This is a genomic window from Arthrobacter sp. TJ-254, assembly GCF_058269175.1.
Genome location: NZ_JBZCNF010000002.1, coordinates 170,766 through 197,049 on the forward strand (window position 1 = coordinate 170,766; position 26,284 = coordinate 197,049).

Here is a 26,284-nt window from a genome sequence, read left to right on the forward strand (position 1 = left end):
CATATTGCATTTCGGCCTTGACTCTATCCAAATTCCCGGCGCTGAGGGGCTATTCCGCCGGTAACCCGCCGCGCCAACAGGGAATTGCCCAAACTCAAGTCATGCTGATCACAAGCGGACGCTTACGCACCACAAAGCATGTAACCTATAGTTACGATAAATTGACCAAATACTCCGGGGCCTCGCTGCAGCCTTGGGCCTCGTGCCCCAGTGACCACCTCCGGATCGACGCACAAAGGGGGTCACGCCATGGGGCGCGGCCGTCAAAAGGCAAAAGCTACAAAGCAGGCCCGGGACATGAAGTACTTCAGCCCGGCGACTGACTACACGGCACTGCAGCGCGAGCTCACAGGCCCAGGCAGTCGTGCCTCGAACCGGCGTACCGAACCTCTTGAACCGGCCGAGCCGGATTATTCGGAGTATGCGGACAAGTACGCCGACGAGTTCGACGACGACGGAGAAGACGGCTCCCGCCGCACCGGCTGACCAGCCGGTTTGTGCGAGCACCCCATAGACGCTCGCGGTTCTGAATTTCTTCCTTCGCACCGGTGGATTGCTCCAACCGGTTCGTTCGTTGCTGAGGCGATGCACCCTGTGCATCGCCTCAGCTCGTTAATCCCTCGGTGTTGACCCACCCGACATCCGCCGGTCAGCCCGTCCCCTGCCTGCAGCCGGGGACGGGCCGACGGCCGTGTCAGGCGTAGGCGCCGAGCAGCTGCACCGCTCCGCCGTCGACGCCCTTGGCGCCCTGGACGTAGTCGGGTCCTGAGCCTTCGCCGCGTCCGGCGCCGACGGTGCCCATTGCCCAGGCGGGAACGCCGCGGTCGGCGAGGCGGGCCAGAGCAGCGTCCGCCCCTTCCGCACCGACGATCGCGACCATTCCCACGCCGAGGTTCAGCGTGCGCTCGAGGTCGGGAAGCGGGACGCTGCCGAGCTCGGAGATGAGCTTGAAGACGGGCGGAAGTTCCCAGGTGGAGCGGTCGACCGTTGCCTCGAGGCCGTGCGGGAGCACGCGGGCGAGGTTCGCGGCAAGCCCGCCGCCGGTCACATGGCTGAAGCCGTGCACTGCGGCCGGAAGGTGGCGTGCCAGGTCGAGGCAGTCGGCCGCGTAGATCCGGGTCGGTTCGAGCAGTTCCTCGCCGAGGGTCCTGCCCAGTTCCGATACCTGGCGGTCGAGGGCCCATCCGGCCTGGTTGATGACCCGGCGCACCAGCGAGTACCCGTTGGAGTGGAGGCCGGAGGAAGCCATAGCGATCACCACATCGCCGTCCCTGACCCGCGCCGGGCCCAGCAGTGCGTCCGCCTCGACGACGCCCGTTGCCGCGCCCGCGACATCGTACTCGTGTTCCCCCAGCAGCCCGGGGTGTTCGGCGGTTTCCCCGCCGACGAGCGCGGTTCCGGCAACCGAGCAGGCAGCGGCGATTCCGCGCACGATGTCGGCGATCCGCTCCGGCACCACCTTCCCGCAGGCGATGTAGTCGGTCATGTAGAGCGGTTCGGCACCCACCACCACGATGTCGTCGACGACCATTCCAACGAGGTCGTAACCGATGGTGTCGTGGATGTCCATGGCCTGGGCGATGGCTACCTTGGTTCCCACGCCGTCGGTGGAGGTGGCGAGCAGGGGCTTGCGGTAGGTGAGCAGGCGCGACACGTCATAAAGCCCCGCGAACCCGCCGACCCCGCCAAGCACCTCGGTGCCGTGGGTGGCTTTCACGGCGTCCTTCATCAGTTCGACGGCGCGGTCGCCGGCTTCGACGTCAACGCCGGCGCTTGCATAGGTGATGGGATTGGGGGAGGCGCTCATACCCGTTCTTTCTTGTCTTCTTCGGTCAGTACAGCTTCGAGTTCACTGCCCGGTCCCGGATCGCAGCCGTCTGCGCCGGTCTTGTCGGACGGGTTCACGCGCTCGAGGAGGTTCTTGCCGAGGCGGTCCGATCCGGGAAGCTGGATCGGATACTGCCCGGTGAAGCACGCGGTGCAAAGGCGTTCGCGGGGCTGGCGTGTCGCGTCGATCATCCCGTCCTCGGAAATGTAGGCCAGGCTGTCGGCGCCGATCGACTTGCTGATCTCGTCGACCGCGGCCCCGTTGGCGATCAGCTCGGCGCGCGAGGCGAAATCGATCCCGTAGAAGCACGGCCAGCGCACCGGCGGCGAGGAGATCTTGACGTGCACCTCGGCGGCGCCGGCTTCGCGCAGCATCCGCACCACGGCGCGCTGCGTGTTGCCGCGCACGATCGAGTCGTCGACGACGATGATGCGTTTGCCGCGGATGACCGATTCGAGGGCGTTGAGCTTCAGCTTGATGCCCAGCTGCCGGAGGGTCTGGCTCGGCTGGATGAAGGTGCGTCCCACATAGGCGTTCTTCACGAAACCGTGGGCGAAGGGAATTCCGGACTCCTCGGCGAACCCGACCGCCGCCGGCGTGCCGGATTCAGGGACCGGAATGACGATGTCTGCCTGCGCCGAGTTTTCCCTTGCCAGCTGCCGGCCCATCTCCACGCGGGACTCGTACACCGAGCGCCCGGCGATCGCGGCGTCGGGCCGGGCCAGGTATACGTATTCGAAGACGCATCCGGCCGGGGAGGGCATGCCGAAACGGCGGGAGCGCACGCCGTCCTCGTCGATGGCGATGAACTCGCCCGGCTCGATCTCCCGAATGAAACTCGCACCGACTGTGGCGAGGGCGGCCTGTTCGGAGGCGACAACCCAGCCGCGTTCGAGCCTGCCAAGGACCAGCGGGCGCACGCCGTAGGTGTCCCGTGCGGCATAGAGGGTGCCTTCGTCCATGAACACGAAGCAGAAAGCGCCCTGGATGCTCGGCAGCAGCTCCATTGCTGTCTCTTCGAGGGATGAGCCTTCTTCCCCGGCCAGCAGGGCTGTAACGAGGGCCGTGTCGGTGGTGTTGCCCTGGGCGATCTCGCCGGAGCGCGGCTTTCCATGGCGCTCAAGGACCATTTCGTAAAGTTCGGCCGAGTTGGTGAGGTTGCCGTTGTGTGCCAACGCCACGGTGCCCATAGCGGTGGCGCCGAGGGTGGGCTGCGCGTTCGCCCACTGTGATGCGCCGGTCGTCGAGTAACGGCAGTGGCCGACGGCCATGTGACCGGTGAGGGTGTTCAGGGTGGTTTCGTCGAAGACCTGGGAAACAAGGCCCATGTCCTTATACACGTTGATCCGCGATCCGTCGCTCGTGGCGATGCCGGCTGACTCCTGGCCGCGGTGCTGCAGGGCGTAAAGGCCGTAGTAGGTGAGCTTGGCTACCTCCTCGCCCGGCGCCCAAACTCCGAAAACGCCGCAGGCGTCCTGGGGGCCTTTTTCGTGGGGGAGAAGATCGTGGGTAAGTTTTCCATCACCGCGCACCATTGCATCATTCTCTCACGAGCGGCAGCGGGTCCCTGAACTGCGACGGCGGGGAGGAGCCGGATGACCCGGCGGAAACCGCTAGGCCTCGTCGTCGTACGTCCGCTCCACCTGGGCACGCTGGGCACGGCGGACGCTGCGCCGGTCGAGGAGGAGAACCACAAGCGCTCCGAGCATCAGGCCGGGGATGGTGAAGACAACTGTGAAAAAGCCGAGGGCCGATTCCCGGGTGAGCGTTGGGTCGCCCGGTCCGGTGTACGCGACGATCAGCGCCGCGAGAAATCCCAGCACCGCGCCGAGCCCCATGAAGGGGGCGAACCGCGGCGCCCGGCGGATGGTGACCTCCCGGCGCTCGGGGGTGCTTGGGGATACCGGCTGTTCAGGGCTCATGGTCCAAGGCTACCGGCCTTCGGCGCGGCGGTAGGCGCCGCGCCGCGATCGGGCGCGCTGGCTGATTCGTGCGCCGAGCCCCTGCACTTCGGCGTTCCCGGGTTGCTGCCGCTGCTGCGGGTTCCTCCAGACGAAGGTTGCACAGGGCAGCCAGAGCAGTGCCTTGTGGCTCACCGAGCCGAGGTACCGGTTGTGGGGGACCCCGCGACCGCGGCTGCCCAGCACAAGCAGCTGCGCCTTGTCCGCCGCGGCGAGGAGCGCCTCGGCGGGGAAGCGGTGGGTGTCGAGGTGTTTGCTGATCACGAGGTCCGGGTAACGCTCTCCGAGCCCGGCGACAGACTCGGAGAGGACAACCTCTTCGGCTTCCTCCATCCGCCGCAGGAAGGTCTCGTTGGGGATGAAGCTGTAGACCCAATTGTCCGGAGGGGTGAACGAATAGACGACGTGCAGTTCCTCGCCAAGCCGGTCGGCTTCGCGCGCGGCGATGGCTACAGCCTCAAGGGACTGGTCGGAGCCGTCGACACCAACCACCACGCCGGACCTGCGGACGAGGTCGGCTGTGGGGATCACCGCGACCGAACACAGGCTGCGCGTTGCGACCTGGAGGCTTGTTGTTCCGGGGACGAGGCCGCCGAGCACGCCGGGCCGGTGCCCGCCGACCACGATCAGCTCGACCTGTGCTGAAACCGCACCCATCACCGATGTCACTGACCCCATTTCCACCTGCGTGCTCACCTGCACCGACGGCGTGAACTCCCGAACATGTTCCGCGGCCTTCTGGAGCGTTGTCCGGGCATGCGTGGTGAGGTTCTCGTAGAAGGCGTACTCGGGCATTGCCCAGGTGTCGTCGAGGGCGTGGAGGAGGACCAGGGGGCGGCGCAGCTGCTGGGCCCGCGTCGCTGCCCAGTCGAGGGCTGAACGGTGCGACTGGCCTTCATCGATTCCAACGACTATCGCATTCTTCGGAAGGGGTTGAACCATCGTGATCACCGCGCCTTTCGTCCGGTGCCCGGCAAACCGGGCTCCAGCGACATTGTCCGCAAGGCGGTTCCCCCGGGTTAGAGGCTTAAGACCTCTGCCCCTTGCGGTGCAGGGGCACGAGCACCGACGCCGGTTGCGCCGGACCGGACGTCAGCCGGTCCTGTGCACCAACTGGTAGCCCTGATCCGCGAACACGAGCGCGTACGAGGTGCCCGGATAGACCTGCTCCGCATGCTGCACGGCGTCGGCGGGACGGGACGGGCCCCAGCTCCAGTCCTCGGCGTCAACCACGAGGTAATCGGGCGCTGGGTTCTCGGAACCGATCCAGTACACCTCGGCGCGCGGGGCGAGGTAGGCCATCAGCCCAACGCCGGTTTCGACCGAGGCACCCTCCGGCACCGACTCAATGACACGGTTGGCCGCCTCCCAGCGCGGCGAGCGCTGGTAGGTTTCAGGGCGCACAAGGGAGGCGAACTCCTGGCTGGGAAGCAGGGCAACAGCCACGACCGCCGTCGCCGGCACGACGGCGGCCGCCACGGTGCGCAGCCAGGCGCGGCGACTGCGCCGTGTGGCTGCGGCGGCATCGACGAGGGCGAGGAAGAGCACGGGCATCAGCACGGCGCTGTAATGCCAGTCGGGCCCCCAGTACCACTCCTCCTTCGACGCGAAGCGCCAGAGCAGGGTCGGAAGCAGCACAAGCGCCAGCGGGGAGCGCAGGAACAGGAAGCCGCCGGAGAGAAGGAGCAGGAACACCGTTTCCTGTTTTTCGGCCCCGGAGACGAGGGCCACCGCGGCCTGCCAGGGGTCGGCGAGCAGCCCGGCCACGTCGATCCGGCCGGCGTAATCGTAGGTGCCACCGGTGTTGAGGGCGGGCAGGATGACAGCCACCGAAAGGATCAGCCACGCGGCGCCCCACGCTGCGAGCCACAGGCCTGCGGCGTGGCGGAACCGCAGGGCGATGACGAGGCCGAGCGCCATGACCGTCAGGCCCAGGTCCTCCTTGACGAAGACCAGCATCGCGGCCCAGCCGACGGCCGCAGGCAGACGGCGGCCGATTACTGCTTCGAGGCTCAGCGCGAGCAGTGGAACGGCGAAGGCAATCTCATGGAACTGGGCGAAAACCGCCGACTGCAGTCCCCACGACAGCCCGTAGGCCAGGCCCACCCAGACCGCCGCGGCCCGGCCCAGATGGCGGGCGGCGGTGCGTGCGACAACGAAGACCGACACGCCAAACAGCAGGTCCTGGACAACCAAGAGTGTAAAGGCCGACGGAAAGAGGAAGTAGACCGGGCCCAGCAGCACCAGCAGGGGGTGGAAGTGATCACCGAGCAGGTTGAAGTTCTGGCCCTTGATGGGAACGATCGGCGCGTCGAAGCCGGCATAGGCCTTGGCGAGCTGCGTGAAGATGCCAAGGTCCCACGACGGCGATTCGAGGCGGTTCCATTGGGCGGCCGAGAAGACCAGGTAGACGGCTGTGACCGCCGCCGCAACGGCCAGGGCGGTCAGGGGCTGGCGGCGCACCGCGTTTCGCACCGACCGCACCAGCGGCCTGGCTCCTGCGGGTGTCCGGGTGCGGCGCATGCTCACGCGCCGCCGAGTGAAGGCCCGGCCTGCGCTTGGGGCCCGGCGGAGAAGAGCGGCAGCCACATGCTGAGGTCGGCCCGCTGGCCCGAAGCCGCGACCCTGCCCGCAGCGACAGCCTCCGTCCAGGCGAGGGAACCGGTCGCGAGCTGGAGCCAGGTTTCGGCGTCGGTCTCCACCACGTTGGGCGGGGTGCCGCGCGTGTGCCGCGGGCCTTCAACGCACTGGGCGACGCCGAAGGGCGGCACCCGCACTTCGACGCTGTTCCCGGGCGCGCGTTCGGCCAGTTCTTCAAGGCAGAAGCGCACGGCGGTGGCCTTCTGCGTCCTGCCGGTGCTGCCGCTGGACACCGCATGCAGGGCAGCTGTGCCGTCTGCAGTGCTGATGCGCCGCCTTGCCATGCCTGGTCCTTTCACAGCCGAGGTTCTCATCCTGCGGGTCCAATCCCGCGGGAGCTTCAGCCCCGCCGGGCGTCGATGGGCAGTGCCGGTTTCCTAGTCGAGCAGCGCGGTCACAGGTGCCGCGAGGCGGAGCCTGCCAACCGGGCGGCCGCCGCCCAGCACCGGAGGAACCACCCGTTCGAGGACTTCACCGACCTTCGCCGCATCCAGCGCACCTGCGGCCGCAAAAAGGGTGAGTCCCACGAGCGTTGCCGCGCGCAGGTTCCCGTCAAGGATCTTCAATGCGAGCGAGGCACCCGTCGGGGCACCCAGGACCAGCACCCCCTCCGCACCGCTCTTGGCGATGATGTTCAGCTCCTCCATCACCACCGAGTTGTCGAAGCCGCGCCCGTGGACGGCCCAGGGGTAGTCGAGCATCGCGGTGGCGACCGTCGCTGCCCGGGCGTCGGCGTTCTTGTCGGAGGGTGCCTTGGCGATCCGGCCGATGCCCCGCGCCAGGCCGGTCAGGGACACTGCGGCAAGCGGGGCGCCGCATCCGTCGACTCCCCAGTGCGCCGGGGTCTCTCCGGTGTACTCCTCGATGACCTCGGCGATGCTCTGCTGCAGCGGGTGGCCGGGGTCGAGGTAGGTTCCGTGGTCCCAGTTGTTCTCCGTGCATGCCCAGAGGAATCCCGCATGCTTGCCGGAGCAGTTGAATGCGATGCGCTGCTTCCCGCTGCCCGAGACGACCAGCCGGGTGCGCGCTTCCTCGTCCTGGGGCCAGTCCTCGGGGCACTGGAGATCGTCCTCGGTGACCCCGGCGGCGTTGAGCATCGTCTTCACCACGGCGGTGTGTTCGCTGCTGCCGACATGGCTTGCGGCGGCCAGCGCCACCTGCGGACCGCGCAGCGGCACGCCTGCCTTCATCGTGGCAAGCGCCTGGAACGGCTTGAGCGTGGACCGCGCGAAGATGGGGGCGTCAATGTCGCCCAGGGCCGTGACCACGGACCCGTCGGCGGCAAGCACCACCGCGGAACCGATGTGCCGGGACTCGATGAATCCGTTCCGCTCGAGCACGGCCAGATCCACGGCGTCGGTGGAGGTGAAGGTTGAAGGCATGAAACCAGTATTGCCTATGACCCGGGTCGGTCCGGGGCATGGTGAGACTGTTTCACTGCGCCGTGAACTGCACGGACTGCCAGCCCGAAGCGCCGTTGGGCACAGTCTCGGCACGCTCCTTGGTCTGGACACCGTTTTCCGCGTCGGTCGCCCTCACCCGGATGGTGTGCAGCCCGGCGTCAACGGAAATCTCGTGGTGCCACTGGCGCCAGGTATCCACCGACGCCTCCGCGGCGAGGGTCACTTCCTCCCAGGCCCCTTCATCAAGCGAGACTTCAACGCGGGTGATGCCACGGGTCTGCGCCCAGGCCGTGCCGCCGATCATCACCGTGCCGGAGGCGACCTGTCCAAAGGACCGCGGCACCTCGACCCGCGCCATTGTCTTGATCGGCCCCTTCTCGGACCAGCCGCGGTCCGTCCAGTACGCCGTCTGGTCGGCGAAGCGTGTCACCTCGAGATCCACGACCCACTTCGTCGCCGAGACGTATCCGTAGAGTCCGGGCACGACCATGCGCACCGGGTACCCGTGTTCGAGGGGGAGAGGCTCCCCGTTCATGGCCACGGCGAGCAGGGCGTCGCGTCCGTCCTGGAGCACCGGCAGGGGCGTTGATGCGCTGAAGCCGTCGGAACTGGTCGAGAGCACCATGTCGGCCCCCTTCAGCGGCCGGGCCCGCTTCAACAGTTCCCGCACCGGATACCCAAGCCACTTGGCGTTGCCCACCAGATTTCCGCCCACGGGGTTCGACACGCAGGTCAGCGTGATGTGCCGCTCGATAAGGTCGGCGGCAAGGAGGTCCGCGAACGTCACCGTCAGCTCCTCCTCCACCATTCCGTGAACGCGAAGCTCCCACTGCTCAACGTCCAGTTGCGGCACGCTCAGGGCAGTGTCGATCCGGTAGAAGTCGCTGTTGGGCGTGAGCCAAGGAGTCACGCCGTCGACGGGGGCTTGCAGCCCGGCCGGCAGCGCCGGTGCCGCGCTCGCAGGGGCGGGAAGCGAAAGGTTCCGCCGCGCGGTGTCAACGGTATTGCGGATGCCCCCAAGGGCCCGCCCGCCGCCGGCAGCAACAGCTGCGACGACGGCCGTGATGCCGGCCGCCGTCATGAAGGACCGTCGGCTTGCCGGCGCGACGGGGGTGCTGCCGGCTGCCGGTTCTCCCGTGATCGGGACCGCGGGGTCAGGTCCGGCGCCGGTCGTGCGGGCATGTACCGGGGTGACCGCGCTCCGGGAGGCCTGTGCCGGGTGGGCAGGGAAGACGCGGTGGAGCCTGATCGTCAGCAGCCGGAGGGCGATGAGTCCCGCCGCGGTGCCCACAACTGACGGCACCGCATCGAGGACCGAGGCGCCGGCGCGGGTGAGGACGCTTGCCACAATGACCGTGCCCATCAGCACAACTCCGGCGGCACCATAGGTCCACCGCCGGTAGGCCACCACTCCCAGAGCGGCGGCAAGACCCGCGATTGTGACTCCCATGCCGACGAACATGGCCGCCTTGTCGTTTGTGCCGAACGTGGCGATGGCGAAATCCTTGAGCCACGGCGGCGTGAAATCGATGAAGGTGGAACCAAGGGCGATGACGGGCGTGGCCCGCGCCGTGAAAAATGCGCCAACGAGCTCCGCCGCACCCAGAACCAGCCCCGCCGCCAGGATGCCGGCAAGTGCTGCAAGGAGGAGTGCGCCGCGTCGCGAGCCGGAGGGAGGGTTCATGGCATCTATTCGGAGGGAACAGCCGTCGGTATGGGTATCAGGGCCGACGCCGGGCGTTCAGCCAGGCACGGGCCCCGACCTAGACGTCAGGAACTGTACGCAATGGGGGGCGGGCCGGGAAGTTTGCGCTGATTCAACACGGGGGAGAATGCGAGAACCAGGAGGCCGGCGGCTGGGACGACGATCAGGCCATAGCGGACATTCGAGAGGTCCGCTATCGCTCCAATCAGGGGAGCCGAGATCAGGAAGCCGAGGCGCAGCAGCCAACTGACGATCGTGAGACCGCTTCCTGGTTTGAGCCCGGGCAGATTGTCTGCGGCGTGCATCGCGGCGGGGATGAGCGTGGCAACGCCGAGACCGGCGCAGCCGAAGCCGATGATGGTGCCTGGAAGGCTCGGCAGTGCAAGGGCGGTGCCCATGCCAAGGAATACCAGTGCCCCGCCGGCCTGAGCCACGGTCCTTTCGCCGAACCGGTCGACCATCCGGTCCCCGAAGATCCGCCCAACGAACTGCATGCCCTGCAGTGCGATAAACCCAACTCCGGCAAGGAACGCTGTCGCCCCATGGGACCCGGCGAGGTACACCGCCGACCAGGAACTGCCCGCGTCCTCCACCAGGGCGGCGGACGCTGCGATCAAAACCAGGGCGACGAGAGCCCCGTGCCTGACCCGGCGTCCGGTGCCGGGTGTCACCACCGAATCGGCTTTGTTGTCTCCGGTGGTTTCCCCCGGGGTCTGCGTGGTTTCCGTGGGTTCCGGGCCGGGGAGAAAGTACCTGTAGCAACCAAGGGCAATGGCAGTGAATACAACCCCGGTTGCGGCAAGGTGAATACCGACCGGGATGTTGAGTCCCGCTGCTGCCGCACCGGTTGCTCCGCCCAGGACGGCTCCCACACACCACACCGCGTGGAGGGAGTTGATGATCGAGCGCTTATAGAGTTTCTGGACGCGCAGGCCATGCGAGTTCTGCGCGACGTCCGTGATGGAATCCATTCCTCCGGCAAGGAACAGCAGAGCGGCCAGGAGGACGCCCGTCGGTGCGACGCCGGCCAGGAAGAGGCCCAGTGCGGTCAGCAGTGTTGCCACAACGGCCACCCTGGAGGAGCGGAACCGCCGGATCAGCACACCGGCCGCAATGCCCATCAACAGCGCGCCCAACGGGTACGCAGCGACTGCCAGCCCGAACGCGGTGTTGCTCAACTCAAGGTCCGTTTTGATCTGGGGATACCGGGGCACGAGGTTCGCGAAGATCGCACCGTTGGTGAAGAACAGGACGGCAACCGCTACCCGGGCACGGGAAAGCTGGACGGGGGGCCCGCCGTGGGCGGCCTGTGCGGTGGTCTCAAGCTGGGGCGTCATTAAGGGGTCACTATTCTCGTTACGGCGTCGCGGACGATCGCATCAGACATGGGATTGAGGGCGAGGGTGCGGTGGATGACCAGACCCTCAATGAGCGCGTCGAGCATGACGGTGGTCGGAGCATCGAAATGATGGGCCAGGGCCTCCCGGCTGCGTGCCATCCACGCGTCCGTGACCTCACGCAGCGCGGGATTGCGTGCCGCGAGGGAGTACAACTCATAGGTCAGCAGCACATTGCGCCGTGAACCGAGCAGCTCGCCGGTGATCAGGTGGACGACGGCTTCGCGGGCCGCTTCCGGCCCGTCCGCAGATCCCAAGGCCTCTTCGAACCCGTCAGCGGTCATGTTGGCAAGCTTGGTAAATGCCGCTGTGAACAGCTCGTCTATCCCGGTGAAGTGGTAGGTCATCGATCCCAGTGGGACATCGGCCGCGGCGGCGACCTTGCGGTGGGTCGTGCCTGCAACCCCGTGTTCGGAAATCACCTCAAGCGCCACGTCAATCAGGCGCTCGCGGCGATCGGGGTCGTGCCGCCGCGGCCGTGGGGAGCCTTTCCCGGCGGTCATAGGGTGCGGATGACCCGGGCAGGGTTCCCGACTGCAACAGCATTGGCGGGAACGTCTTTTGTCACGACAGACCCAGCTCCGATGACCGAGTTCTGGCCGACGGTGACACCAGGGAGGACGATTGCGCCGCCGCCGATCCAGACGTTGTCACCGATAGTAATGGGCCGGGCGGCCTCCAGCTTGTTCCTCCGGGCGGCGGGCTCCACGGGATGGGTCGGAGTCAACAACTGAACGTTCGGGCCGATCTGGACGTCATTTCCGATGGTGATGACCGCAACGTCCAATGCGGTGAGGTTGTAGTTGATGAAGGTGCGCGCCCCGATGTGCAGGTGCGAGCCGTAATCGACAAACAAGGGCGCCCTGATCTCGGTGTCCTCGCCGAGGCTTCCCAGCAGTTCCTCCAGGACGGTGGCCGCCGCGCTGCGGTCCGTCGGCCACAACGTTCCGTACCGGGATGCGAGCTCGACTGCACGCGTGCTCGCCTCGGCTAGTTCCTCATCATCGGCTAAGTACAGGTCCCCGGCCAGCATCCGCTCACGCATCGACCGCTCGTCACCTTCGAAGTAGGCCGCTTTCACATCGTTCATATGTACAAGCGTACACAACTTGGTTGGGGATGGCACCAGGTCCGCGCCGGACCGCGGGAGGCGTTGCTCAGGGATATTGGATGGAGTTGTTACATGTCTTTGAGTGGCTGACCGCAAACTGGAAGGTCTGCACAGCGGCCCTGCGAAGAGGTGACGGGCCGCCGTTGCGATGATGCTGCGTCGCGTTGACCGTTCCGGCCCTATTCGCCGTCGGCGATTGCATGGCCGTGGTCGAACGCGCCTGGCGGTTCGAGGGGCGGACCCGGCTCGGCGACGCCGGCGTAGGTCTGCCCTGATCCACCGGCGCGCAGCACGTCCGGATCGTCGTACCGCGGCCGGCCGCCCCCGTCCGCCCTGAAGAGCGATGCAATGGTGCCGGGCTCGACCGGCATCCCGGAAGCGGGATCTCCTGGAATGCATGAAGCGGGATCCTGCTCCAGTGACGGATAGGCAACCACCTGGAGCCGAACAGGATCGCTCGGTCCCGCATCGCTCGCTGTCATCTCGTCCTCCGGTCAGGTCTTGCGCCTCAGGTCCTGTTTGTCTGATCGTCCTCGCTCTCCAACAGGTGTCAAGAGTTTCCGACTCCACAATGGGGGTCGGCCCCGGGCCGTCGGGTATCGCCGCGTGGCGACAACGGTGGAACGATCGGTGCCATTTCGTCCCATTTCGTCGTCCAATCAGGTGCTTTGGGGCGATGGTGGAACCAGCGCAGGAACAAGCGCTGGAACACCCGATGATCGAAGGAACGGCCACAATGACGATGAAGGACAACACCATGCGGACGAATGTCGGAGCGACGCACCCGGAGCTCTACGGGGCACTGGCGACTGTGGCGAAGCTGGCGGATAAGACCGCGCTCGCGGAGGGCCTGTCCCCGCTGCTGCTCGAGCTGGTCAAGCTCCGTGCTTCCCAGATCAACGGGTGTGCGTTCTGCCTGCGAATCCACACGATGGACGCCCTGGCGAAGGGCGAGAGCCATGAGCGGCTGAGCGTGCTGCCGGCGTGGCGGGAGAGCGGTTACTTCGACGAGCAGGAGCGCTCAGCCCTGGCATTGACCGAGTACATCACGCTGATTGAGGACTCCCACCGCACTACGGGCCTGTACGAGTCCGCCGTCGCCCATCTGACTCCGGGCCAGGTGTCAGCTGTGACGTGGGTGGCGATGGTCATCAACAGCTACAACCGCATCGCGATCAGCAGCGCATACCCCGTCGCCCCATAGGCCGCCCGGAGCAGGTGCTGCCGCGCCCGACAGCTGCCGCAGCCCCGGCGACGGGGCTCGGCTGATCACACTGGGCGGGCCCGTCGACGAATCCCTGACCAAGGGGTGCAAGATCGAGGCGAAGTTCTTCATCGTCACCCCGGATGGCGGGCAGCTGGAGACCATCGCGGGCCTGCTCGACTCGGGCGAACTGCGCTCCACCGTGGCAGCGGTCTACCCGCTGGCCGAGGGACGCCGGGCCTACGATGAGGGGCCGCGCCTTGGCAGGCCCGGAAGGACGGTCCTGGTCGTCAAGGAATGACCTTCGCTGCTGCCGCCGGGTCCCTTTCGGACCCACCGTTAGCACCGCCTGTGGTGGCGCTAACGGGAGGGCCGGCAGTCAGCCTTCGACCACCGTGATCTCGTTGGGAACACCGGGGAGCTCCGTCGAAGAGGTGATGGTTCCAGTTGAGAGGTCGACGGCGTGGACCCTCTTCGTTGCGGGCTCGGTCACATAGGCCGTCCGATCGAGCACGGTCAGCGCGGGGTGGGGATCCTGCCATTCGGTTGGACCCTCCCACGCGTCGATGACCGGCAGGGAAGCGGTGATTTCACCGGACTCCTCATCGATGGTGTGGAGGGAGCCGTCCGTGCCTAGGACGAGGATTTCGCCCTTGGGGCCGCGTGCGACGTCGCGCCATGTGTATCCGACGCCGTCGGGCAGGTCGATGACGTTCATTGTCTTCGCAGCCGTGTCGATGAGGGCGAGCTCGGTCAGGAGGTAGCCTTCGGCGTCGGGGTCGGAGTTGTAGTCACCGACGGCGATCGGACTGGTGCCGGTGACGTAGGCGTTGCCCATGCGTCCGTATTCGTCGGGGGCCGCGATTTTCGTGATCTTGCCGGAATCGTGGACGAGCACGCCGTTGCTGCACCCGAAGACGGTGACCTCGTTGGCCGCAGTGCCTTCGCCGTGGATGGACGGACACTCGTCGTTCCGGGCGACTTCGGTACGGTCGGCGTCGAGCACCCGGATTCCGGAACGGCTTTCCGAGTCGCCCACCGTGGTGAGCAGCGTGCCGCCTTCGAGCACAATCGATACCCCGTGGTGGGCTTCTTCGGCTGGGACGACCTCCGTCTCGGGCAGGGTGTCCCCGGCGTGGAGCAGGTCGTTGGTGGTGAAGATGGTGGTTTCACCGGTGCCGTCCGCGAACAAGACGGTCTTGTCGCCGTGGTGCACCACGTGGCCCGCCTTGTCGGCGTCGAACACAAGATCGGTCAGTGCGGGTTCGCTCTGGTGTGATCCGGAGGCGTCCGTCCAGGTGCCGGTGTCGAGCACCTGGAAGCCATTCGATGTCGTGACCAGGGCATGACGGCCGTCCCCTGCCGGGTTGAGCCGGGTGAACCCTTCGACAGGCAGGCTGCCCCGAAGTGCAAGGGAGGCTCCGTCGAGGATGGCGATCCCGCCGTCGTATGTGAGCGCAAGACGGGGCGCCGGCGAGGAGGCAGCTGCCGGCGACGTATCGGCCGAACCTGCTGCGCCCGGCTTCTGACCGGCCGTGGATCCGCAGGCGGAGATCAGCAGGGCGGAGGAGGTGGCGGCGGCGGCCAGAACAACACGCCGGGAACGGGCGTGGCGCGATTGGTCGGTCTTCATGGTTTCCTTCGGGTCGGGCCGCTCAGCGTGAGAGACCGGTGGAGATGCGCTCCGCGTTGGCACGCATCATGGTGAGGTAGGACTCGGCGCCCTCTCCAGGGCCCGTCAATGATTCGGTGAACAGTTCAACGACGGCCACGTCGATGTCCGCGCCGTCCGCGAGGACCTGGACGAGCCGGTCGGGCTGGGACGACTCAGCGAAGATCGTGCCCACCTTGGCTTCCTCGATGGCGGAAATCAGTTCCCTGAGGTCGGATGCGCTCGGTGATGCAAGCGTGGTGCCTCCCGGAATGACCGCGCCGATGATCCGGAAGTCATACCGGTGCGCCAGGTACCCGAAGACATGGTGGTTCGTCACAAGGTTCCGCCGCTGCGCCGGGATGGCCGCGAAGGAGGTCGCCATGTACTCGTCGAGCGCGCGCAGTTCGGCCCGGTAAGCCTGGGCGGCCGGGCCGATTGAGGCGCTGTCGACGCCGTCGAGCGCCGTTACGCGGTGTTCAATCTCATCGACCACCTCGATCACCAGCGTCGGGTCGGTCCAGAAGTGGGGGTCGGCGGATGCTGCGCCGCCTTCGTTGAAGTCGAGAGCATCGATGACGTCGCCGGCCGCCAGCACGGGCACCCCGGCCGCCGACGCGCTGTCGATGTGTTTCTGCAGGCCTTCTTCCAACCCGAGGCCGTTCGCGACGATGAGGTCGGCGCCGCGCAGCATCGCTCCTTCCTGAGCCGAGATCTCGAAGGAGTGGGGGTCGGCGTTGAGCTGCATCAGCGTGTGGACCTCCACGTCGTCACCCACCACGTTTTCGACAACGTCACCAAGGATGTTCGTAGTGACAACGATGAGCGGGCGGTCGGGACCCGATGGGGAGCAGCCGGCTGCGGCCAGCATGGTGGTTGCTGCGAGCACGGATGGAAGCAGGCGGCGGAGCATCGTCTACCGTCCCGTCTCGGCGAGGAACCGGGGATTGGAGGGCGCCTCGAAGGAGCGGGCGAGGCGAGCCTTGTCGGCGAAATCGATCTCGTGCAGTTGCCGTTCGGCCGGCGCATTGAGGTAGGCGCGGTGTTGGTCGACGATCAGCTCGACCCCTGCGGGCAGCTCGGAAGCGGAGAGGGTTTCGGGCAGGAGCGGCCCGGTCGCGGAGAGGGTGGCCCCGGTTTCGGCGGACAGCACGAGGACCCGCCCGTCGGCGGACAGGGCCACCACATGTCCGTCCCTGTCATCCACCGCCGAGACCTGCAGCAGCGGTACGTCCGTTTGAAGCAACTGCCAGGTGCGTTCGCGCGTATCGAGGAGCCATGCCCCTTCGGTTCCTGCGACGGCGGCGACTGTTGGCCGGCCTTCCCGTGCCCGGAATTCGGTGGCTCTTGCGGCGGTTGTCCCGGCGGGATACTGAATGCGCTCGAAGGTGACCGAGGCCTCGCCGGCGGTGGCGAGGAGGGCGCCGTCGGCGCAGCCGATCACCGCGCCTACCGGCGTCGTGATGGTGCCGCGCGCATCAGCACATTCGGCCTCTGAGCCGTCGAGCGGGGAGCCGTCCACGTCGTAGGCCCGGACCCCGGCAGTCGTGCCGCCGGGTCCGGGTACTGTCGCCAGGGTGAATTTTGCGAGCGGCACAAGCATGCCCTCGTGCGGTTCACCGGCCAGCTCAATTCGTTGACGCACTTCACCGTCGGCAAGACCCTCGTTGTCCAGCACCACTCCTCGTCCGGTAGCCGGGAAATAGACGCCCGTGCCGGACGTTCCGGGTGACACGACCGCTTCCCCTTCACCAGGGACTGTTCCCAGCGTCCGCGGCTCCGAGCTGTAGTAGTGGAAGTGATCCTCGTGGTCCCAGGTCCACACCCCACTGTCGACAACGGTCACTGTGCCGTTATCGGCGGAGGAGGCGAAGACATACCTGCCGTCGGTAGCGATCGAGCTGACGTCCCGCACGGACCCGGCGGCCTTCCACGATTCGGTGGCCAGTTCGAGCATGTCGACGGAGCCGGCCGGGTTGACCGTCAGGAGGTGGAGCTGAGGCTCCGCTTCCTCGCTCGCCCCAACGAGGGTGCCATGCCCCTCGCCGGCGGATGATTCCGCGGGTGTAGCGGGTGTAGCGGGTGCCGTACGGGGCGCTTCGGGGGCTGAGCACCCGTGTAAGGCAAGGGCGAGCAGGGATACGGGGATGATGAGCTTGTTATGCGGTCGCACGGATGACTTCCTGGGTAGCGTGGCAGGAGGGGGAGGCTGCGTCTTCGACAACCGGACGACGCCGCAGCGGTTGTTCCAGGGCGTGGGCGATGTTGGAGAGCGCCGCCGAGGTGACCGCCGTGAGGGCGATCGAGGCACCGGCGGCGGTGCCGTAGTACCAGGAGATGAGCAGCCCGCACAGGACCGAGACGCCGCCCACCAGTGCTGCGAGCACCATCGTGGTCGGGATCCGGTGGGTCCAGGCGGACGCGGCGACGGCAGGGGCCAGCAGGAGCCCGATGACGAGCAGCGCGCCGACCGCCTGGTAGGAGGCGACAACCGCCAGGGTCACCAACCCCACCAGCAGCATCTGCGCGAGGCGGGGCCGGAGACCCATGACCTGAGCGACGCGCGGGTCGAAGACGAGCGCAACGAAGGAGCGGTGGAAGAGGACCGCGGTGAGCACCGTCACACCCAGTGCGCCGCCGAGCATCACGAGCTCGGTGCCACTGATGGCCAGGATGTCCCCGAAGAGGATGGCAGTGGCATCGGTGGCGAAGCTGCGCGAATGCGAGATGAGGATCACCCCGCCGGCGAGCATTCCGACGAAGAGGAGTCCAATGCTGGTGTCGTGGGACAGCCGGCCGCGGCGGGCGAGCAGGCTGACACCGATGCTCATCACCACAGCGCTGCCGGCCGCCCCGATGACCACCGGGATGCCGGCCAGGGTTGCCGCGGCCACCCCGGGCAGCATTCCGTGGGCCATCGCTTCACCGAGGAAGGCCATGCCCCGGATCACGACCCAGGTCCCCACCACCGCGCAGATCACCGCGCACAGGATTCCGCCGGCAAGGGCACGGCCCATGAAATCAGCGGCAAAGGGTTCGGTAAGGAGGGTCACGATCACCGACCCTAAACGAAAATGAGAATCATTCGCAACATGGTACGGTGACGGGATGCGCTTCCCTTTTCCCTCCGGATTTGCCTGCCGGCCGCGACATCCCTCGGCGGACCTTGTGCTTGATGACGTGTGGTTCGACCACGGCGGAGTGGATGTCCTGCGCGGTGTGTCCGCGAGAATCGGGAGCGGCACGATCACCGTTGTGGCCGGCCCGAACGGTTCAGGTAAATCGACCCTGCTGGGTGTCCTTGCCGGACTACTGCGCCCGCGGCACGGAAGGGTCCTGCTTCCACCGCGGCGCCGCACCGCCCTCGTGGTGCAGCGCAGTGAAGTGCCCGACAGGGTGCCCCTTACGGTGCGGGACGTCGTCACGTTGGGCCGTTGGGCACCGGCGGGACTGTGGCGGCCGCTGCGCGTGGACGACCGGCGGATCATCGCCGAGTGCATCGAGCTGGTCGGCCTTGCCGGCTACGAGCATCGAGCGCTCCGGACCCTCTCCGGCGGGCAGCGGCAGCGCGCGTTCCTCGGCCAGGGCCTGGCTCAAAGAGCGGGCCTGATCCTTCTGGACGAGCCCACCACGGGGCTGGATGCGGAAGCGCAGGATCGGGTCGCCCGCATCCTGCGCAGCGAAAAGCGGCGCGGAACGACGGTCGTGTGCGTGTCCCACGACGGAGCCGCCCTTGAAGCGGCAGACCAGGTGATACGCCTGAACGGCGGCCGGGTCGTACCCGCGTAAACCACGCTGCAGGCCCTCTTGCAGCTGTTCATCAACAGAACGCACCCCGTTTCCCGGAGGAGAACATCACGACGAAAAACGACCGGTTCGCTCCGTTCGGACGAGGGGCCAGGACCTCGGCCTGACGCCGGGCCAGCTCGCGCTCGCCTGGCTCCCGGCGCAGGATCCGGGTCAGCGCTCGGGGACTGCCGGCTGCCGCTCGGCGGCCCAGGACGCGAGCAGCCTCAGCCCTTCGGCCGAGCGCGACCCCGGTTCGGCGGTGTAGATCATGAAGACCAGGCCGGGCTCAGCCGTCAACACAAGTTCCTCGTAGGCGAGACTGAGTTCACCGACGATCGGATGGCGGAACCGTTTGGTTCCGGTGCCGTGGGTCCGCACGTCGTGGGCTCCCCAAAGGGTGCGGAAGGTTTCGCTGCGTGTGGAAAGTTCCCCAACGAGGTCCTGCATCGCGCGGTCGTGGGGGTCACGGCCGGCCTCGGCGCGCATAATGGCCACACACATCGCAGCGAAGGCGTCCCAGTCGGGGTAGAAGGCCCGGGATGCGGGGTCGAGGAACTGGAACCGGGCCAGGTTCGGGGTCGGTCCTCCCTCGCCAATCAGGGGAGAGTAGAAGGCACGGCCCAGAAGGTTCGTCGCGAGCAGATCCTGGTGCTGGTTGCGGACGAACGCGATGCCCTCGGTGACCGCGTCGAGAGCCCATTGAAGGCTGGGACGTGCCGGCGGCTGTTTCGTGGTGCGGCGTCGTGGCCGGCCAGCGGCGGGTACCCCGTCAGCGGCGCGCGCCAAGTCGAGAAGGTGCGCCCGTTCGGTTTCGTCGAGTTGCAGCGCGCGGGATACCGCGTCGAGCACCGACGAGGATGCGCCGGCGATCGCCCCGCGTTCCAGCTTCGAGTAGTACTCGACGCTCACGCCGGCGAGGAGTGCGACTTCCGTGCGCCTGAGCCCCGGCACGCGCCGGTTTGGCCCGGGCAGCAGGCCGCTCGCCTCGGGTGTGACTTTGGCACGGCGCGACATGAGGAAGTCGCGGACCTCGGCTCGGTTATCCATGCTTCCTAGGGTAGGGCGGAGACTACGGGGCGGGGTGCTCTCTCAGTACACCTCTCAATAGGGACTCCCCGGTTCCGGCCTGCCGGGATTGACTGGTGGCGTGGTTATTTCTTCCCCATCCCTGCGGTCAAGCCCGGGCACCGCCGATCGGCTCCTGCCGGCGCTGCTGCTTCTGCTGACGATCTTCGGTCCCATCTCCATGGACCTGTACCTGCCGGTACTTCCCGCGCTGACGACCGAGCTTGATGCTGCCGCGTCGATGGCGCAGCTGACCGTGACGGCCTGCCTGATCGGCCTCGCCCTCGGGCAGTTGGTCGCCGGTCCGTTGTCCGACCGGTTCGGCCGTCGAGTACCGCTCCTGACCGGGCTGGTCGCGTACATAGCCACCTCGGTCCTGTGCGCGGTGAGCCCAAGCGTTGAACTTTTGATTCTCGCCCGTCTTGTGCAGGGGCTGGCAGGCGGGGTCGGTATCGTCATCGCCCAGGCCGCCGGCCGCGACCTGTACTCCGGTGATGCGCTCCTCCGCTACTACAGCCGAGTCACTGTCCTAAGCGGGTTCGCCGCCATCATCGGGCCGCTGCTGGGAGGCCAGCTGGCGACCTTCACCGACTGGCGCGGACTGTTCCTGTTCCTTGCGGCAGTTGGCGTGGCGATCCTCTCGGCGATCCTGCTCGGGTTCCGTGAAACGCTGCCTCCCGCGGCGCGGATGAGCGGGGGAGGATTGCAGACCCTGCGGGATTTCCACGTCCTGCTCTCCGACCGGGTTTTCCTTGGTGCTGTCCTCCTCCAGGGCTTCGTCAACGCGGCCCTTTTCGCTTATCTCAGTGGAGCGACCTACGTGCTGCAGGGCATGTACGCCCTGTCGCCGCAGCAGTACGCGCTGGCTTTCGGGCTGAACTCCGCCGGGTTCATGGTCTTCGGTTACATCGCCGGGCGCACTTCCGCGCGGTGGGGCTTGCAGGGAACGCTGGTGACCGGTCTGGGCATGTGCGCGGTGGGAGCACTGGGCCTGCTTGCGGCGGGCCTCTTCAGGCTGCCGTTGATCGCTGTCATCCTGTCCCTGCTGATCCTGGTCAGCGGAGTCGCTGTCACAACTCCGCCCGCCACCACCCTCGCGCTGAGCGGATACCCGCGGATTGCAGGGACCGCGTCGTCGCTGCTGGGTATGGCCCGCTTCGCGTTCGGCGCCGTCTCCGCACCTCTGGTCGGCATCGCGGGTGCGGCAATGCTGCTTCCGTTGGGCGTCATCACGGTCGTGGCGGTTGCCCTGTCCGTGGCCGCTTATGTGGCACTGATTTTCCGCCGGACCGACCCCGACCCTGCGTCCTCATCCTCAACGGCCAATCCGCTTGTTGATCGAATCATTTCCCCCTGAAAGAAGGAGCACATCCCATGCGCGGAGTCATCATGTACGCCCCCGGCGACGTCCGGGTCGAAGAGCGCGAAAACCCGAGCATCATCGACCCAACCGACGCGATCATCAGTGTCAGCGCCGCGTGCATCTGCGGCTCGGACCTGTGGCCGTACCGTGGCATCGAAGCGCTCAATGGCCCAACACCGATGGGACACGAGTACGTGGGCGTCGTTGAGGAAATCGGCAGCGAGGTGAAGAACATCAACGTTGGTGATTTCGTTGTCGGTTCCTTCTTCGCCTCGGACAACACCTGCGAGATCTGCCGGGCCGGGTACCAGAGCCGCTGTGTGCACGCCGTGATCATGGGCGCCCTTGGAACCCAGGCAGAACGCCTCCGAGTCCCATGGGCGGACGGCACGCTCGTCGCCACCCCGACCGAGCCCACCGCCGAGCAGATCCCCAGCCTGCTGGCCGCCTCCGACGTCCTTGGAACCGGCTGGTTCGCCGCTGTTGCGGCCGAGGCCGGGCCGGGGAAGACCGTCGCCGTCGTGGGTGACGGCGCGGTTGGACTGCTTGGCATCCTCGCCGCCAAGCGGCTGGGCGCGGAGCGCATCATTGCCATAAGCCGGCACGCAGACAGGCAGGCCCTCGCCCGCACCTTCGGCGCCACAGACGTCGTCACCGAACGCGGCGATGAGGGCGTGGCGAGGATCAAGGAAATGACCGGCGGGCTCGGCGCCCACTCGGTCATCGAGGCGGTCGGGACGCAGGAGTCGATGATGCAGGCCATCCGATCGGCCCGCGCCGGAGGCCACGTCGGCTATGTGGGTGTGGCCCACGACGTCGAACTGCCCGGCGAGGAACTGTTCTTCTCCGGTGTCCACCTGCACGGCGGGCCCGCCCCCGTCCGCCGGTTCCTGCCCGAACTCATCGAACTCATCATGAGCGGACAGATCAACCCGGGGAAAGTCTTTGATCTCACTTTGCCGCTCGAAAAGGCAGCCGAGGGGTACCGGGCGATGGACGAGCGCCGCGCCACCAAGGTCCTGCTCACGACAACCTGATTCATCGGCGCCTCATCGCTGCAGGGAGGAACCCGGGAAGGTCGACGGGTTGGCCCCCGGGCCGACGGGGGTGAGGTCGTTCCGGGGATGGACCAAATGTTGTGGCTGATTTCCGCCAGCCCGTCAGACGCCGCGCGCATAGAGTCCTTCGTATGAAGCGAAGCGGCAATCTCGGTCTTGCGGTGCGATTCGCCCTCCTGGCCACCGCATGGGGGCTGAGCTTCCTGTTCATCAAGATCGCGCTCGAGGGTCTTTCGCCGCAGCAGGTCGTCCTTGGCCGGCTGGTGCTGGGTGCTCTCACCCTGGCGGTCGTCGTGTGCGTGGGAAGACACCGCCTGCCGCGGATAGGCCTCATATGGGTGCACCTCTTGGTCGTCTCCCTGCTCCTTTGCGTTGTCCCCTTCACCCTGTTTGCCGTAGCCGAAACGGAAATCTCCTCCGGGCTCGCAAGCATCTATAACGCGACCACGCCGTTGATCACGGGTCTCATCGCGTTTGCGGCCCTGCCCGGGGAGCGGCTGACACCTCGGGCAGCAGCGGGAATCGGGCTGGGATTCGTGGGCGTCGCGGTCGTTGTGGGCGTGTGGAACCTGGGCGCGTCGGGATCGGGCCTGCGTGGGCAGATGCTGTGCCTCGGAGCGACCCTCTGTTACGGCGCCGCGTTCGTGTGGCTGAGGAAGTTCATCAGTCCCCGCCAGTTGCCGGCACCCTCCGTCGCCCTAATTCAGGTGGGACTTGGTGCACTGGTGACGGTGATCGCCGCACCCGTCTTCGCCCGCGGGACCATCGCGCTGGACCTTCCGATCGTCCTCTCGATGCTGGGTCTCGGATGCCTAAGCACCGGCATGGCATACATCTGGAACACGGAGATTATCGCGGGTTGGGGAGCCACGGTCGCATCGTCCGTCACCTACCTGACCCCCGTTGTTGGGGTGCTTGCAGGGATCCTCATTCTCGGAGAAACCCTCACCTGGAACCAGCCCCTGGGCGCTGCGGTCATCGTTGCCGGTGTGATCCTCAGCCGCTGGGAACCCAGACAGCGGACCGGAGCGGGAGCGGCCGGGCGTCCTACGGCGGATCACCCTGCCGTCAAAAGCTAGCGCTCGCCGGAAACCGGTTCGCTCGCTACTCGGCGAGTGCCCGCTGGTGCGGGCTTTCCTGGTTCATGGCCCGCGCCTCGTGCTCGCCGTCCCTGCGGATGAGGAAGCTGATGACAGCAGCCACAGCGCAGAGCATTGCGGCTCCGAGCCACGCAATGGTGTAGTGGCCGGTTGCGTCACGGATGTAGCCGGCGGCGAAGGCGGCGGCTGCGGCACCGACCTGGTGGGCCGCGAAGACCCAGCCGAAGACAACGGCCCCGTCGGCCCCGAAGGCCTGTCGGCAGATGGCAGCGGTGGGCGGCACGGTCGCAACCCAGTCCAGCCCATAGAAGACGATGAAGAAGATGATTGGGGGCTGGATTGTCGCGGCCAGAAGCGCCGGCAGGACGAACAGGCTCACGCCGCGGAACAGGTAGTACAGCGCGAGCAGCACCTTTGGGTTGTAACGGTCGGTCAGCCACCCCGAGGCGATGGTTCCGACGATATCGAAAACTCCCACAGCGGCCAGGAGTCCTGCCGCAACGGTGGTCGGCATGCCGTGATCGTGCGCAGAGGGAATGAAGTGGGTGCCGATAAGCCCATTCGTCGTCGCACCGCAGATTCCGAAACCGACCGCCAGCGCCCAGAACGTCCTGCTGCGCGAAGCGGTCCTGAGGGCGCCCACCGCCCGGACCGCCGCGTTCGCCGGCTGCCCGACGACGGACGAAGCCGGTGCGGTTTCCGGGGCGGCCGGGCGCGAGGAGTTGGGTGGGTCCGCCGTCGCGCCGTAGGGCAGCAGGCCGACCTCCTGGGGGGAATTGCGGAGCCACAGCAGGACCAGGGGGACAACCACGATCGCCCCGGCGGCGATGACCAGCGAGGCCGTGCGCCAGCTGGACACCTCAACAAGTGCCGCGATGATCGGAAGGAAGACCAGCTGGCCGGCGGCGCTGCCGGCGGTGAGGATCCCGATCACCAGTCCGCGGTGTCGAACGAACCAGGTGTTGGCGACAGTGGCTGCGAACACGAGGGCTATCGACCCGGTTCCCAGGCCGATCAGGACTCCCCAGGTCAGGAGGATCTGCCACGGTTCGCGAACAAACACGGACAGGGCGCTGCCGGATCCGATGACCAGAAGGGCGCACGAGGTGACCCTGCGGATACCGAACCGCTCCATCAATGCCGCAGCGAAGGGCGCCGTCAGTCCGAAGAGCACAAGGTTGATGCTTACGGCCAGTGAGAGGACGCTGCGCGACCACCCGAACTCCTGCTCCAAGGGCACCATCAGAACCGACGGGCCCGCACGGAACCCCGCAGCGCCGACCAGTGTCAGAAAGGCAACGCCTGCCACGATCCAGGCAGGATGGATACGCCTTCCGGCGGACGGGGCGTCACTGCGGAAACGTGTCTTCATCCGGTCGCTGCCGTGCCGAGCCGGACCGGCTCCCCGGTGCGGGCGTAGCTGACCCAGCTCGTCGTGGCTGCGGTGAGCGGCTCCCGGCATCGATCGCATCGGTCGGCGCTGGTGGTGGGCTGCCCACATGTCGTATGGATGACCCCCATGTGGGCCCGGTCGGAAGGAGCTTCGAGGTAGAACTCAGCGAAGTGGATCATGGCGTTGAGGGCGGGCAGGGATCCTTCGCCCATTTCGGTGAGGCGGTACTCGTCCCGCGTCCGGCCCGTGTGATCCACGTAGGGAGCCCTCGTGAGCATGCCGCCCTCCGTGAGAGACGAAAGACGCTTGCTCAGCACGCTGTCCGCGATCCCGGTTCGCTGTTTAATCTCATCGAACCTGCCCGCGCCGAAAAAGACCTCCCGCAGTATCAGCAGGGTCCATGGATCCCCGAGGACCTCAAGGCTCCGGGCGAGGGGGCAGTTGTCGGCCGACCAGTCAGAGCGCAAAGGCATCCCCCGATGCTAGGCGGCTTTCTTGGAGAAAGCTAGGGATAGCCGAACATATCGGCCGGCAGCGCGGCCCGGGCCGGGAACCGGTCTGTATCAAACCATTCTTCGAGCCGCGTTTGCAGTCGTCGCTAAATGAGTTCATACTCAATTCACGCAGGATGTGACCACGCCCACACTTGGGCGTATGGCTCAGGCTTACGGACTCGGCAGCGCGGATACACCCGGACGATGCCGCTTTCCGAGGGCCAGCTATCCGAACCAGTAAGCCAAGGCCGACGCATGTCCGGCCCGCTATCTAAGGAGACCCATGCAGTTGCACGGAAGGCCAAAATTCGCCGCTCTTGTCGCCATATGCGCATTAGCACTAACCGCCTGCAGTAGCGCATCGACAGCGGCCACTAACCCCTCAGCCGGATCTGCGGACGGGGTCTCGCTTGTCTCGCCGGGCAAGCTCACGGTCTGCACCCACCTTCCGTTCGCCCCCTTCCAGGTCAACGACGATTCCGGAGAGACGGTCGGGTTCGACATCGACCTGGTCAACCTCGTGGCGAAGCGCCTTGGTGCCGAAGCAGCCATCGTCGACACGCCCTTCGAGGGCATTAAGTCCGGTGAAGACATGGCCACCGGCAAGTGCGACATCGCCGCCGCCGGTATGACCATCACCGATGCCCGGAAGGAAGCCATCCTGTTCTCCGAGCCTTACTTCGATGCAACCCAGGCCCTTCTGGTGCCCGAAAACTCGACCGTGAAAACCCTTGAGGAGCTGAAGGGCAAGAAGCTGGGCGCTCAGTCGGCCACCACCGGCCTCGACTACGCAAAGGCACACCCCGAGTGCGGGTGCGAAATCATCGAGTTCCAGGACCTTGCCTCACTGACCCAGGCACTGATGACCGGCCAGGTGGACGCAGCGATCAATGACCTGCCCGTGTGGACCGAAGCGTTGAAGACCAACCCCGGCAAGGCAAGCATCTCGGCTCAGTTCGATACCGGCGAGCAGTACGGCCTCGGGATGAAGCTGGGCAATAAGGAACTCAAGAAGGTCGTGGACGAGGTCCTTGCTACGGCCAAGACCGACGGCACGTACGACCAGATTTTCGAAAAGTGGATCGGCGACGTGCCTCAGAAGTGAGCTGCCTGCCCGCGGCG

26 protein-coding genes and 1 pseudogene are annotated in these 26,284 nt (G+C 66.8%); 8 read left to right on the forward strand and 19 right to left on the reverse strand.

Annotated features, from left to right (window positions below):
* Positions 1 to 249 precede the first annotated feature (249 nt).
* On the forward strand, positions 250 to 486 hold the full coding sequence (locus AC4D14_RS05830) for a DUF3073 domain-containing protein (RefSeq protein WP_490900681.1): 237 nt from the start codon (positions 250 to 252) through the stop codon (positions 484 to 486).
* A 208-nt stretch (positions 487 to 694) separates the two neighbouring features.
* Here the strand turns inward: AC4D14_RS05830 and purM are convergent, their stop codons facing one another.
* The 12 genes from purM to AC4D14_RS05890 form a co-directional block, all read right to left on the reverse strand.
* Positions 695 to 1,807 (reverse strand): phosphoribosylformylglycinamidine cyclo-ligase, encoded by a 1,113-nt coding sequence (gene purM / locus AC4D14_RS05835; protein WP_490900682.1) that lies wholly within the window; start codon positions 1,805 to 1,807, stop codon positions 695 to 697.
* Positions 1,804 to 3,363: an amidophosphoribosyltransferase gene (gene purF / locus AC4D14_RS05840; RefSeq protein WP_490900683.1), complete on the reverse strand. Its 1,560-nt coding sequence runs from the start codon at positions 3,361 to 3,363 to the stop codon at positions 1,804 to 1,806. Before purF ends, purM begins: the two co-directional genes overlap by 4 nt.
* Positions 3,364 to 3,441: 78 nt before the next feature.
* Positions 3,442 to 3,750: a hypothetical protein gene (locus tag AC4D14_RS05845; RefSeq protein WP_490900685.1), complete on the reverse strand. Its 309-nt coding sequence runs from the start codon at positions 3,748 to 3,750 to the stop codon at positions 3,442 to 3,444.
* A gap of 9 nt (positions 3,751 to 3,759) precedes the next feature.
* Positions 3,760 to 4,731, reverse strand: coding sequence for a universal stress protein (locus AC4D14_RS05850; RefSeq protein WP_490900686.1), 972 nt, complete (start codon positions 4,729 to 4,731; stop codon positions 3,760 to 3,762).
* A 150-nt stretch (positions 4,732 to 4,881) separates the two neighbouring features.
* Positions 4,882 to 6,273: a DUF2079 domain-containing protein gene (locus tag AC4D14_RS05855; protein WP_490900687.1), complete on the reverse strand. Its 1,392-nt coding sequence runs from the start codon at positions 6,271 to 6,273 to the stop codon at positions 4,882 to 4,884.
* A gap of 41 nt (positions 6,274 to 6,314) precedes the next feature.
* Entirely contained in the window at positions 6,315 to 6,713 is a 399-nt protein-coding gene (locus tag AC4D14_RS05860; RefSeq protein WP_490900688.1) for a sterol carrier family protein, read from the reverse strand.
* Between the two features lie 93 nt (positions 6,714 to 6,806).
* The gene (locus tag AC4D14_RS05865) at positions 6,807 to 7,811 is read right to left on the reverse strand and encodes an asparaginase (RefSeq protein ID WP_490900690.1); all 1,005 of its coding nucleotides are present in this window, start codon (positions 7,809 to 7,811) and stop codon (positions 6,807 to 6,809) included.
* A 52-nt stretch (positions 7,812 to 7,863) separates the two neighbouring features.
* The gene (locus AC4D14_RS05870) at positions 7,864 to 9,516 is read right to left on the reverse strand and encodes a molybdopterin-dependent oxidoreductase (RefSeq protein WP_490900691.1); all 1,653 of its coding nucleotides are present in this window, start codon (positions 9,514 to 9,516) and stop codon (positions 7,864 to 7,866) included.
* Between the two features lie 86 nt (positions 9,517 to 9,602).
* Positions 9,603 to 10,874 (reverse strand): MFS transporter, encoded by a 1,272-nt coding sequence (locus AC4D14_RS05875; protein WP_490900692.1) that lies wholly within the window; start codon positions 10,872 to 10,874, stop codon positions 9,603 to 9,605.
* The gene (locus AC4D14_RS05880; protein WP_490900693.1) at positions 10,874 to 11,437 is read right to left on the reverse strand and encodes a TetR/AcrR family transcriptional regulator; all 564 of its coding nucleotides are present in this window, start codon (positions 11,435 to 11,437) and stop codon (positions 10,874 to 10,876) included. Before AC4D14_RS05880 ends, AC4D14_RS05875 begins: the two co-directional genes overlap by 1 nt.
* Complete coding sequence (locus AC4D14_RS05885) at positions 11,434 to 12,024, reverse strand: sugar O-acetyltransferase (RefSeq protein WP_490900694.1); 591 nt, start codon at positions 12,022 to 12,024, stop codon at positions 11,434 to 11,436. Before AC4D14_RS05885 ends, AC4D14_RS05880 begins: the two co-directional genes overlap by 4 nt.
* A gap of 200 nt (positions 12,025 to 12,224) precedes the next feature.
* Positions 12,225 to 12,416 (reverse strand): hypothetical protein, encoded by a 192-nt coding sequence (locus tag AC4D14_RS05890; protein WP_490900696.1) that lies wholly within the window; start codon positions 12,414 to 12,416, stop codon positions 12,225 to 12,227.
* Between the two features lie 305 nt (positions 12,417 to 12,721).
* Between AC4D14_RS05890 and AC4D14_RS05895 the strand changes: the two genes are divergently transcribed.
* Positions 12,722 to 13,249 (forward strand): carboxymuconolactone decarboxylase family protein, encoded by a 528-nt coding sequence (locus tag AC4D14_RS05895; protein ID WP_490900698.1) that lies wholly within the window; start codon positions 12,722 to 12,724, stop codon positions 13,247 to 13,249.
* Between the two features lie 37 nt (positions 13,250 to 13,286).
* A pseudogene (locus AC4D14_RS05900) lies at positions 13,287 to 13,550 on the forward strand (zinc-binding dehydrogenase); the annotation flags it as partial.
* 78 nt (positions 13,551 to 13,628) lie between these two features.
* Here the strand turns inward: AC4D14_RS05900 and aztD are convergent.
* The 4 genes from aztD to aztB are packed head-to-tail and all read right to left on the reverse strand — an operon-like array spanning position 13,629 to position 17,953.
* On the reverse strand, positions 13,629 to 14,882 hold the full coding sequence (gene aztD / locus AC4D14_RS05905; protein ID WP_490900699.1) for a zinc metallochaperone AztD: 1,254 nt from the start codon (positions 14,880 to 14,882) through the stop codon (positions 13,629 to 13,631).
* 22 nt (positions 14,883 to 14,904) lie between these two features.
* Positions 14,905 to 15,813 carry a zinc ABC transporter substrate-binding protein AztC gene (gene aztC, locus AC4D14_RS05910; protein WP_490900701.1) on the reverse strand — a complete coding sequence of 303 codons (909 nt, stop codon included), beginning with the start codon at positions 15,811 to 15,813 and terminating at the stop codon, positions 14,905 to 14,907.
* Positions 15,814 to 15,816: 3 nt separating this feature from the next.
* Entirely contained in the window at positions 15,817 to 17,073 is a 1,257-nt protein-coding gene (locus tag AC4D14_RS05915) for an ABC transporter (RefSeq protein ID WP_490900703.1), read from the reverse strand.
* Complete coding sequence (gene aztB, locus AC4D14_RS05920; RefSeq protein ID WP_490900705.1) at positions 17,060 to 17,953, reverse strand: zinc ABC transporter permease AztB; 894 nt, start codon at positions 17,951 to 17,953, stop codon at positions 17,060 to 17,062. Before aztB ends, AC4D14_RS05915 begins: the two co-directional genes overlap by 14 nt.
* A gap of 55 nt (positions 17,954 to 18,008) precedes the next feature.
* Between aztB and aztA the strand changes: the two genes are divergently transcribed.
* Positions 18,009 to 18,689 carry a zinc ABC transporter ATP-binding protein AztA gene (aztA, locus tag AC4D14_RS05925; RefSeq protein ID WP_490900706.1) on the forward strand — a complete coding sequence of 227 codons (681 nt, stop codon included), beginning with the start codon at positions 18,009 to 18,011 and terminating at the stop codon, positions 18,687 to 18,689.
* A 171-nt stretch (positions 18,690 to 18,860) separates the two neighbouring features.
* Here the strand turns inward: aztA and AC4D14_RS05930 are convergent, their stop codons facing one another.
* Complete coding sequence (locus tag AC4D14_RS05930) at positions 18,861 to 19,736, reverse strand: helix-turn-helix domain-containing protein (protein ID WP_490900707.1); 876 nt, start codon at positions 19,734 to 19,736, stop codon at positions 18,861 to 18,863.
* A gap of 100 nt (positions 19,737 to 19,836) precedes the next feature.
* Between AC4D14_RS05930 and AC4D14_RS05935 the strand changes: the two genes are divergently transcribed.
* From AC4D14_RS05935 to AC4D14_RS05945, 3 genes are all read left to right on the forward strand, one after another.
* The gene (locus tag AC4D14_RS05935) at positions 19,837 to 21,111 is read left to right on the forward strand and encodes a multidrug effflux MFS transporter (protein ID WP_490900709.1); all 1,275 of its coding nucleotides are present in this window, start codon (positions 19,837 to 19,839) and stop codon (positions 21,109 to 21,111) included.
* Between the two features lie 17 nt (positions 21,112 to 21,128).
* Positions 21,129 to 22,154, forward strand: coding sequence for a zinc-dependent alcohol dehydrogenase family protein (locus AC4D14_RS05940; RefSeq protein ID WP_490900710.1), 1,026 nt, complete (start codon positions 21,129 to 21,131; stop codon positions 22,152 to 22,154).
* A gap of 152 nt (positions 22,155 to 22,306) precedes the next feature.
* On the forward strand, positions 22,307 to 23,254 hold the full coding sequence (locus tag AC4D14_RS05945) for a DMT family transporter (protein ID WP_490900712.1): 948 nt from the start codon (positions 22,307 to 22,309) through the stop codon (positions 23,252 to 23,254).
* A 25-nt stretch (positions 23,255 to 23,279) separates the two neighbouring features.
* Here AC4D14_RS05945 and AC4D14_RS05950 read toward each other — a convergent pair whose 3' ends face one another.
* Entirely contained in the window at positions 23,280 to 24,647 is a 1,368-nt protein-coding gene (locus tag AC4D14_RS05950; protein ID WP_490900713.1) for an MFS transporter, read from the reverse strand.
* The gene (locus tag AC4D14_RS05955; RefSeq protein ID WP_490900714.1) at positions 24,644 to 25,141 is read right to left on the reverse strand and encodes a winged helix-turn-helix transcriptional regulator; all 498 of its coding nucleotides are present in this window, start codon (positions 25,139 to 25,141) and stop codon (positions 24,644 to 24,646) included. The genes AC4D14_RS05950 and AC4D14_RS05955 overlap by 4 nt, the downstream gene beginning before the upstream one ends.
* A gap of 304 nt (positions 25,142 to 25,445) precedes the next feature.
* On the opposite strand from AC4D14_RS05955, the gene AC4D14_RS05960 reads away from it, so the two are divergent.
* Positions 25,446 to 26,267: an ABC transporter substrate-binding protein gene (locus tag AC4D14_RS05960; protein ID WP_490900715.1), complete on the forward strand. Its 822-nt coding sequence runs from the start codon at positions 25,446 to 25,448 to the stop codon at positions 26,265 to 26,267.
* Positions 26,268 to 26,284: the final 17 nt, after the last annotated feature.

Excerpts from the sequence above, each read along its gene's own strand:
- AC4D14_RS05830 (WP_490900681.1), top strand. The coding sequence starts at position 250 with ATGGGGCGCGGCCGTCAAAAGGCAAAAGCTACAAAGCAGGCCCGGGAC.
- purM (WP_490900682.1), bottom strand. The coding sequence starts at position 1,807 with ATGAGCGCCTCCCCCAATCCCATCACCTATGCAAGCGCCGGCGTTGAC.
- purF (WP_490900683.1), bottom strand. The coding sequence starts at position 3,363 with ATGGTGCGCGGTGATGGAAAACTTACCCACGATCTTCTCCCCCACGAA.
- AC4D14_RS05845 (WP_490900685.1), bottom strand. The coding sequence starts at position 3,750 with ATGAGCCCTGAACAGCCGGTATCCCCAAGCACCCCCGAGCGCCGGGAG.
- AC4D14_RS05850 (WP_490900686.1), bottom strand. The coding sequence starts at position 4,731 with ATGGTTCAACCCCTTCCGAAGAATGCGATAGTCGTTGGAATCGATGAA.
- AC4D14_RS05860 (WP_490900688.1), bottom strand. The coding sequence starts at position 6,713 with ATGGCAAGGCGGCGCATCAGCACTGCAGACGGCACAGCTGCCCTGCAT.
- AC4D14_RS05865 (WP_490900690.1), bottom strand. The coding sequence starts at position 7,811 with ATGCCTTCAACCTTCACCTCCACCGACGCCGTGGATCTGGCCGTGCTC.
- AC4D14_RS05870 (WP_490900691.1), bottom strand. The coding sequence starts at position 9,516 with ATGAACCCTCCCTCCGGCTCGCGACGCGGCGCACTCCTCCTTGCAGCA.
- AC4D14_RS05875 (WP_490900692.1), bottom strand. The coding sequence starts at position 10,874 with ATGACGCCCCAGCTTGAGACCACCGCACAGGCCGCCCACGGCGGGCCC.
- AC4D14_RS05880 (WP_490900693.1), bottom strand. The coding sequence starts at position 11,437 with ATGACCGCCGGGAAAGGCTCCCCACGGCCGCGGCGGCACGACCCCGAT.
- AC4D14_RS05885 (WP_490900694.1), bottom strand. The coding sequence starts at position 12,024 with ATGAACGATGTGAAAGCGGCCTACTTCGAAGGTGACGAGCGGTCGATG.
- AC4D14_RS05890 (WP_490900696.1), bottom strand. The coding sequence starts at position 12,416 with ATGCCGGTCGAGCCCGGCACCATTGCATCGCTCTTCAGGGCGGACGGG.
- AC4D14_RS05895 (WP_490900698.1), top strand. The coding sequence starts at position 12,722 with ATGGTGGAACCAGCGCAGGAACAAGCGCTGGAACACCCGATGATCGAA.
- aztD (WP_490900699.1), bottom strand. The coding sequence starts at position 14,882 with ATGAAGACCGACCAATCGCGCCACGCCCGTTCCCGGCGTGTTGTTCTG.
- aztC (WP_490900701.1), bottom strand. The coding sequence starts at position 15,813 with ATGCTCCGCCGCCTGCTTCCATCCGTGCTCGCAGCAACCACCATGCTG.
- aztA (WP_490900706.1), top strand. The coding sequence starts at position 18,009 with ATGCGCTTCCCTTTTCCCTCCGGATTTGCCTGCCGGCCGCGACATCCC.
- AC4D14_RS05930 (WP_490900707.1), bottom strand. The coding sequence starts at position 19,736 with ATGGATAACCGAGCCGAGGTCCGCGACTTCCTCATGTCGCGCCGTGCC.
- AC4D14_RS05940 (WP_490900710.1), top strand. The coding sequence starts at position 21,129 with ATGCGCGGAGTCATCATGTACGCCCCCGGCGACGTCCGGGTCGAAGAG.
- AC4D14_RS05945 (WP_490900712.1), top strand. The coding sequence starts at position 22,307 with ATGAAGCGAAGCGGCAATCTCGGTCTTGCGGTGCGATTCGCCCTCCTG.
- AC4D14_RS05950 (WP_490900713.1), bottom strand. The coding sequence starts at position 24,647 with ATGAAGACACGTTTCCGCAGTGACGCCCCGTCCGCCGGAAGGCGTATC.
- AC4D14_RS05955 (WP_490900714.1), bottom strand. The coding sequence starts at position 25,141 with ATGCCTTTGCGCTCTGACTGGTCGGCCGACAACTGCCCCCTCGCCCGG.
- AC4D14_RS05960 (WP_490900715.1), top strand. The coding sequence starts at position 25,446 with ATGCAGTTGCACGGAAGGCCAAAATTCGCCGCTCTTGTCGCCATATGC.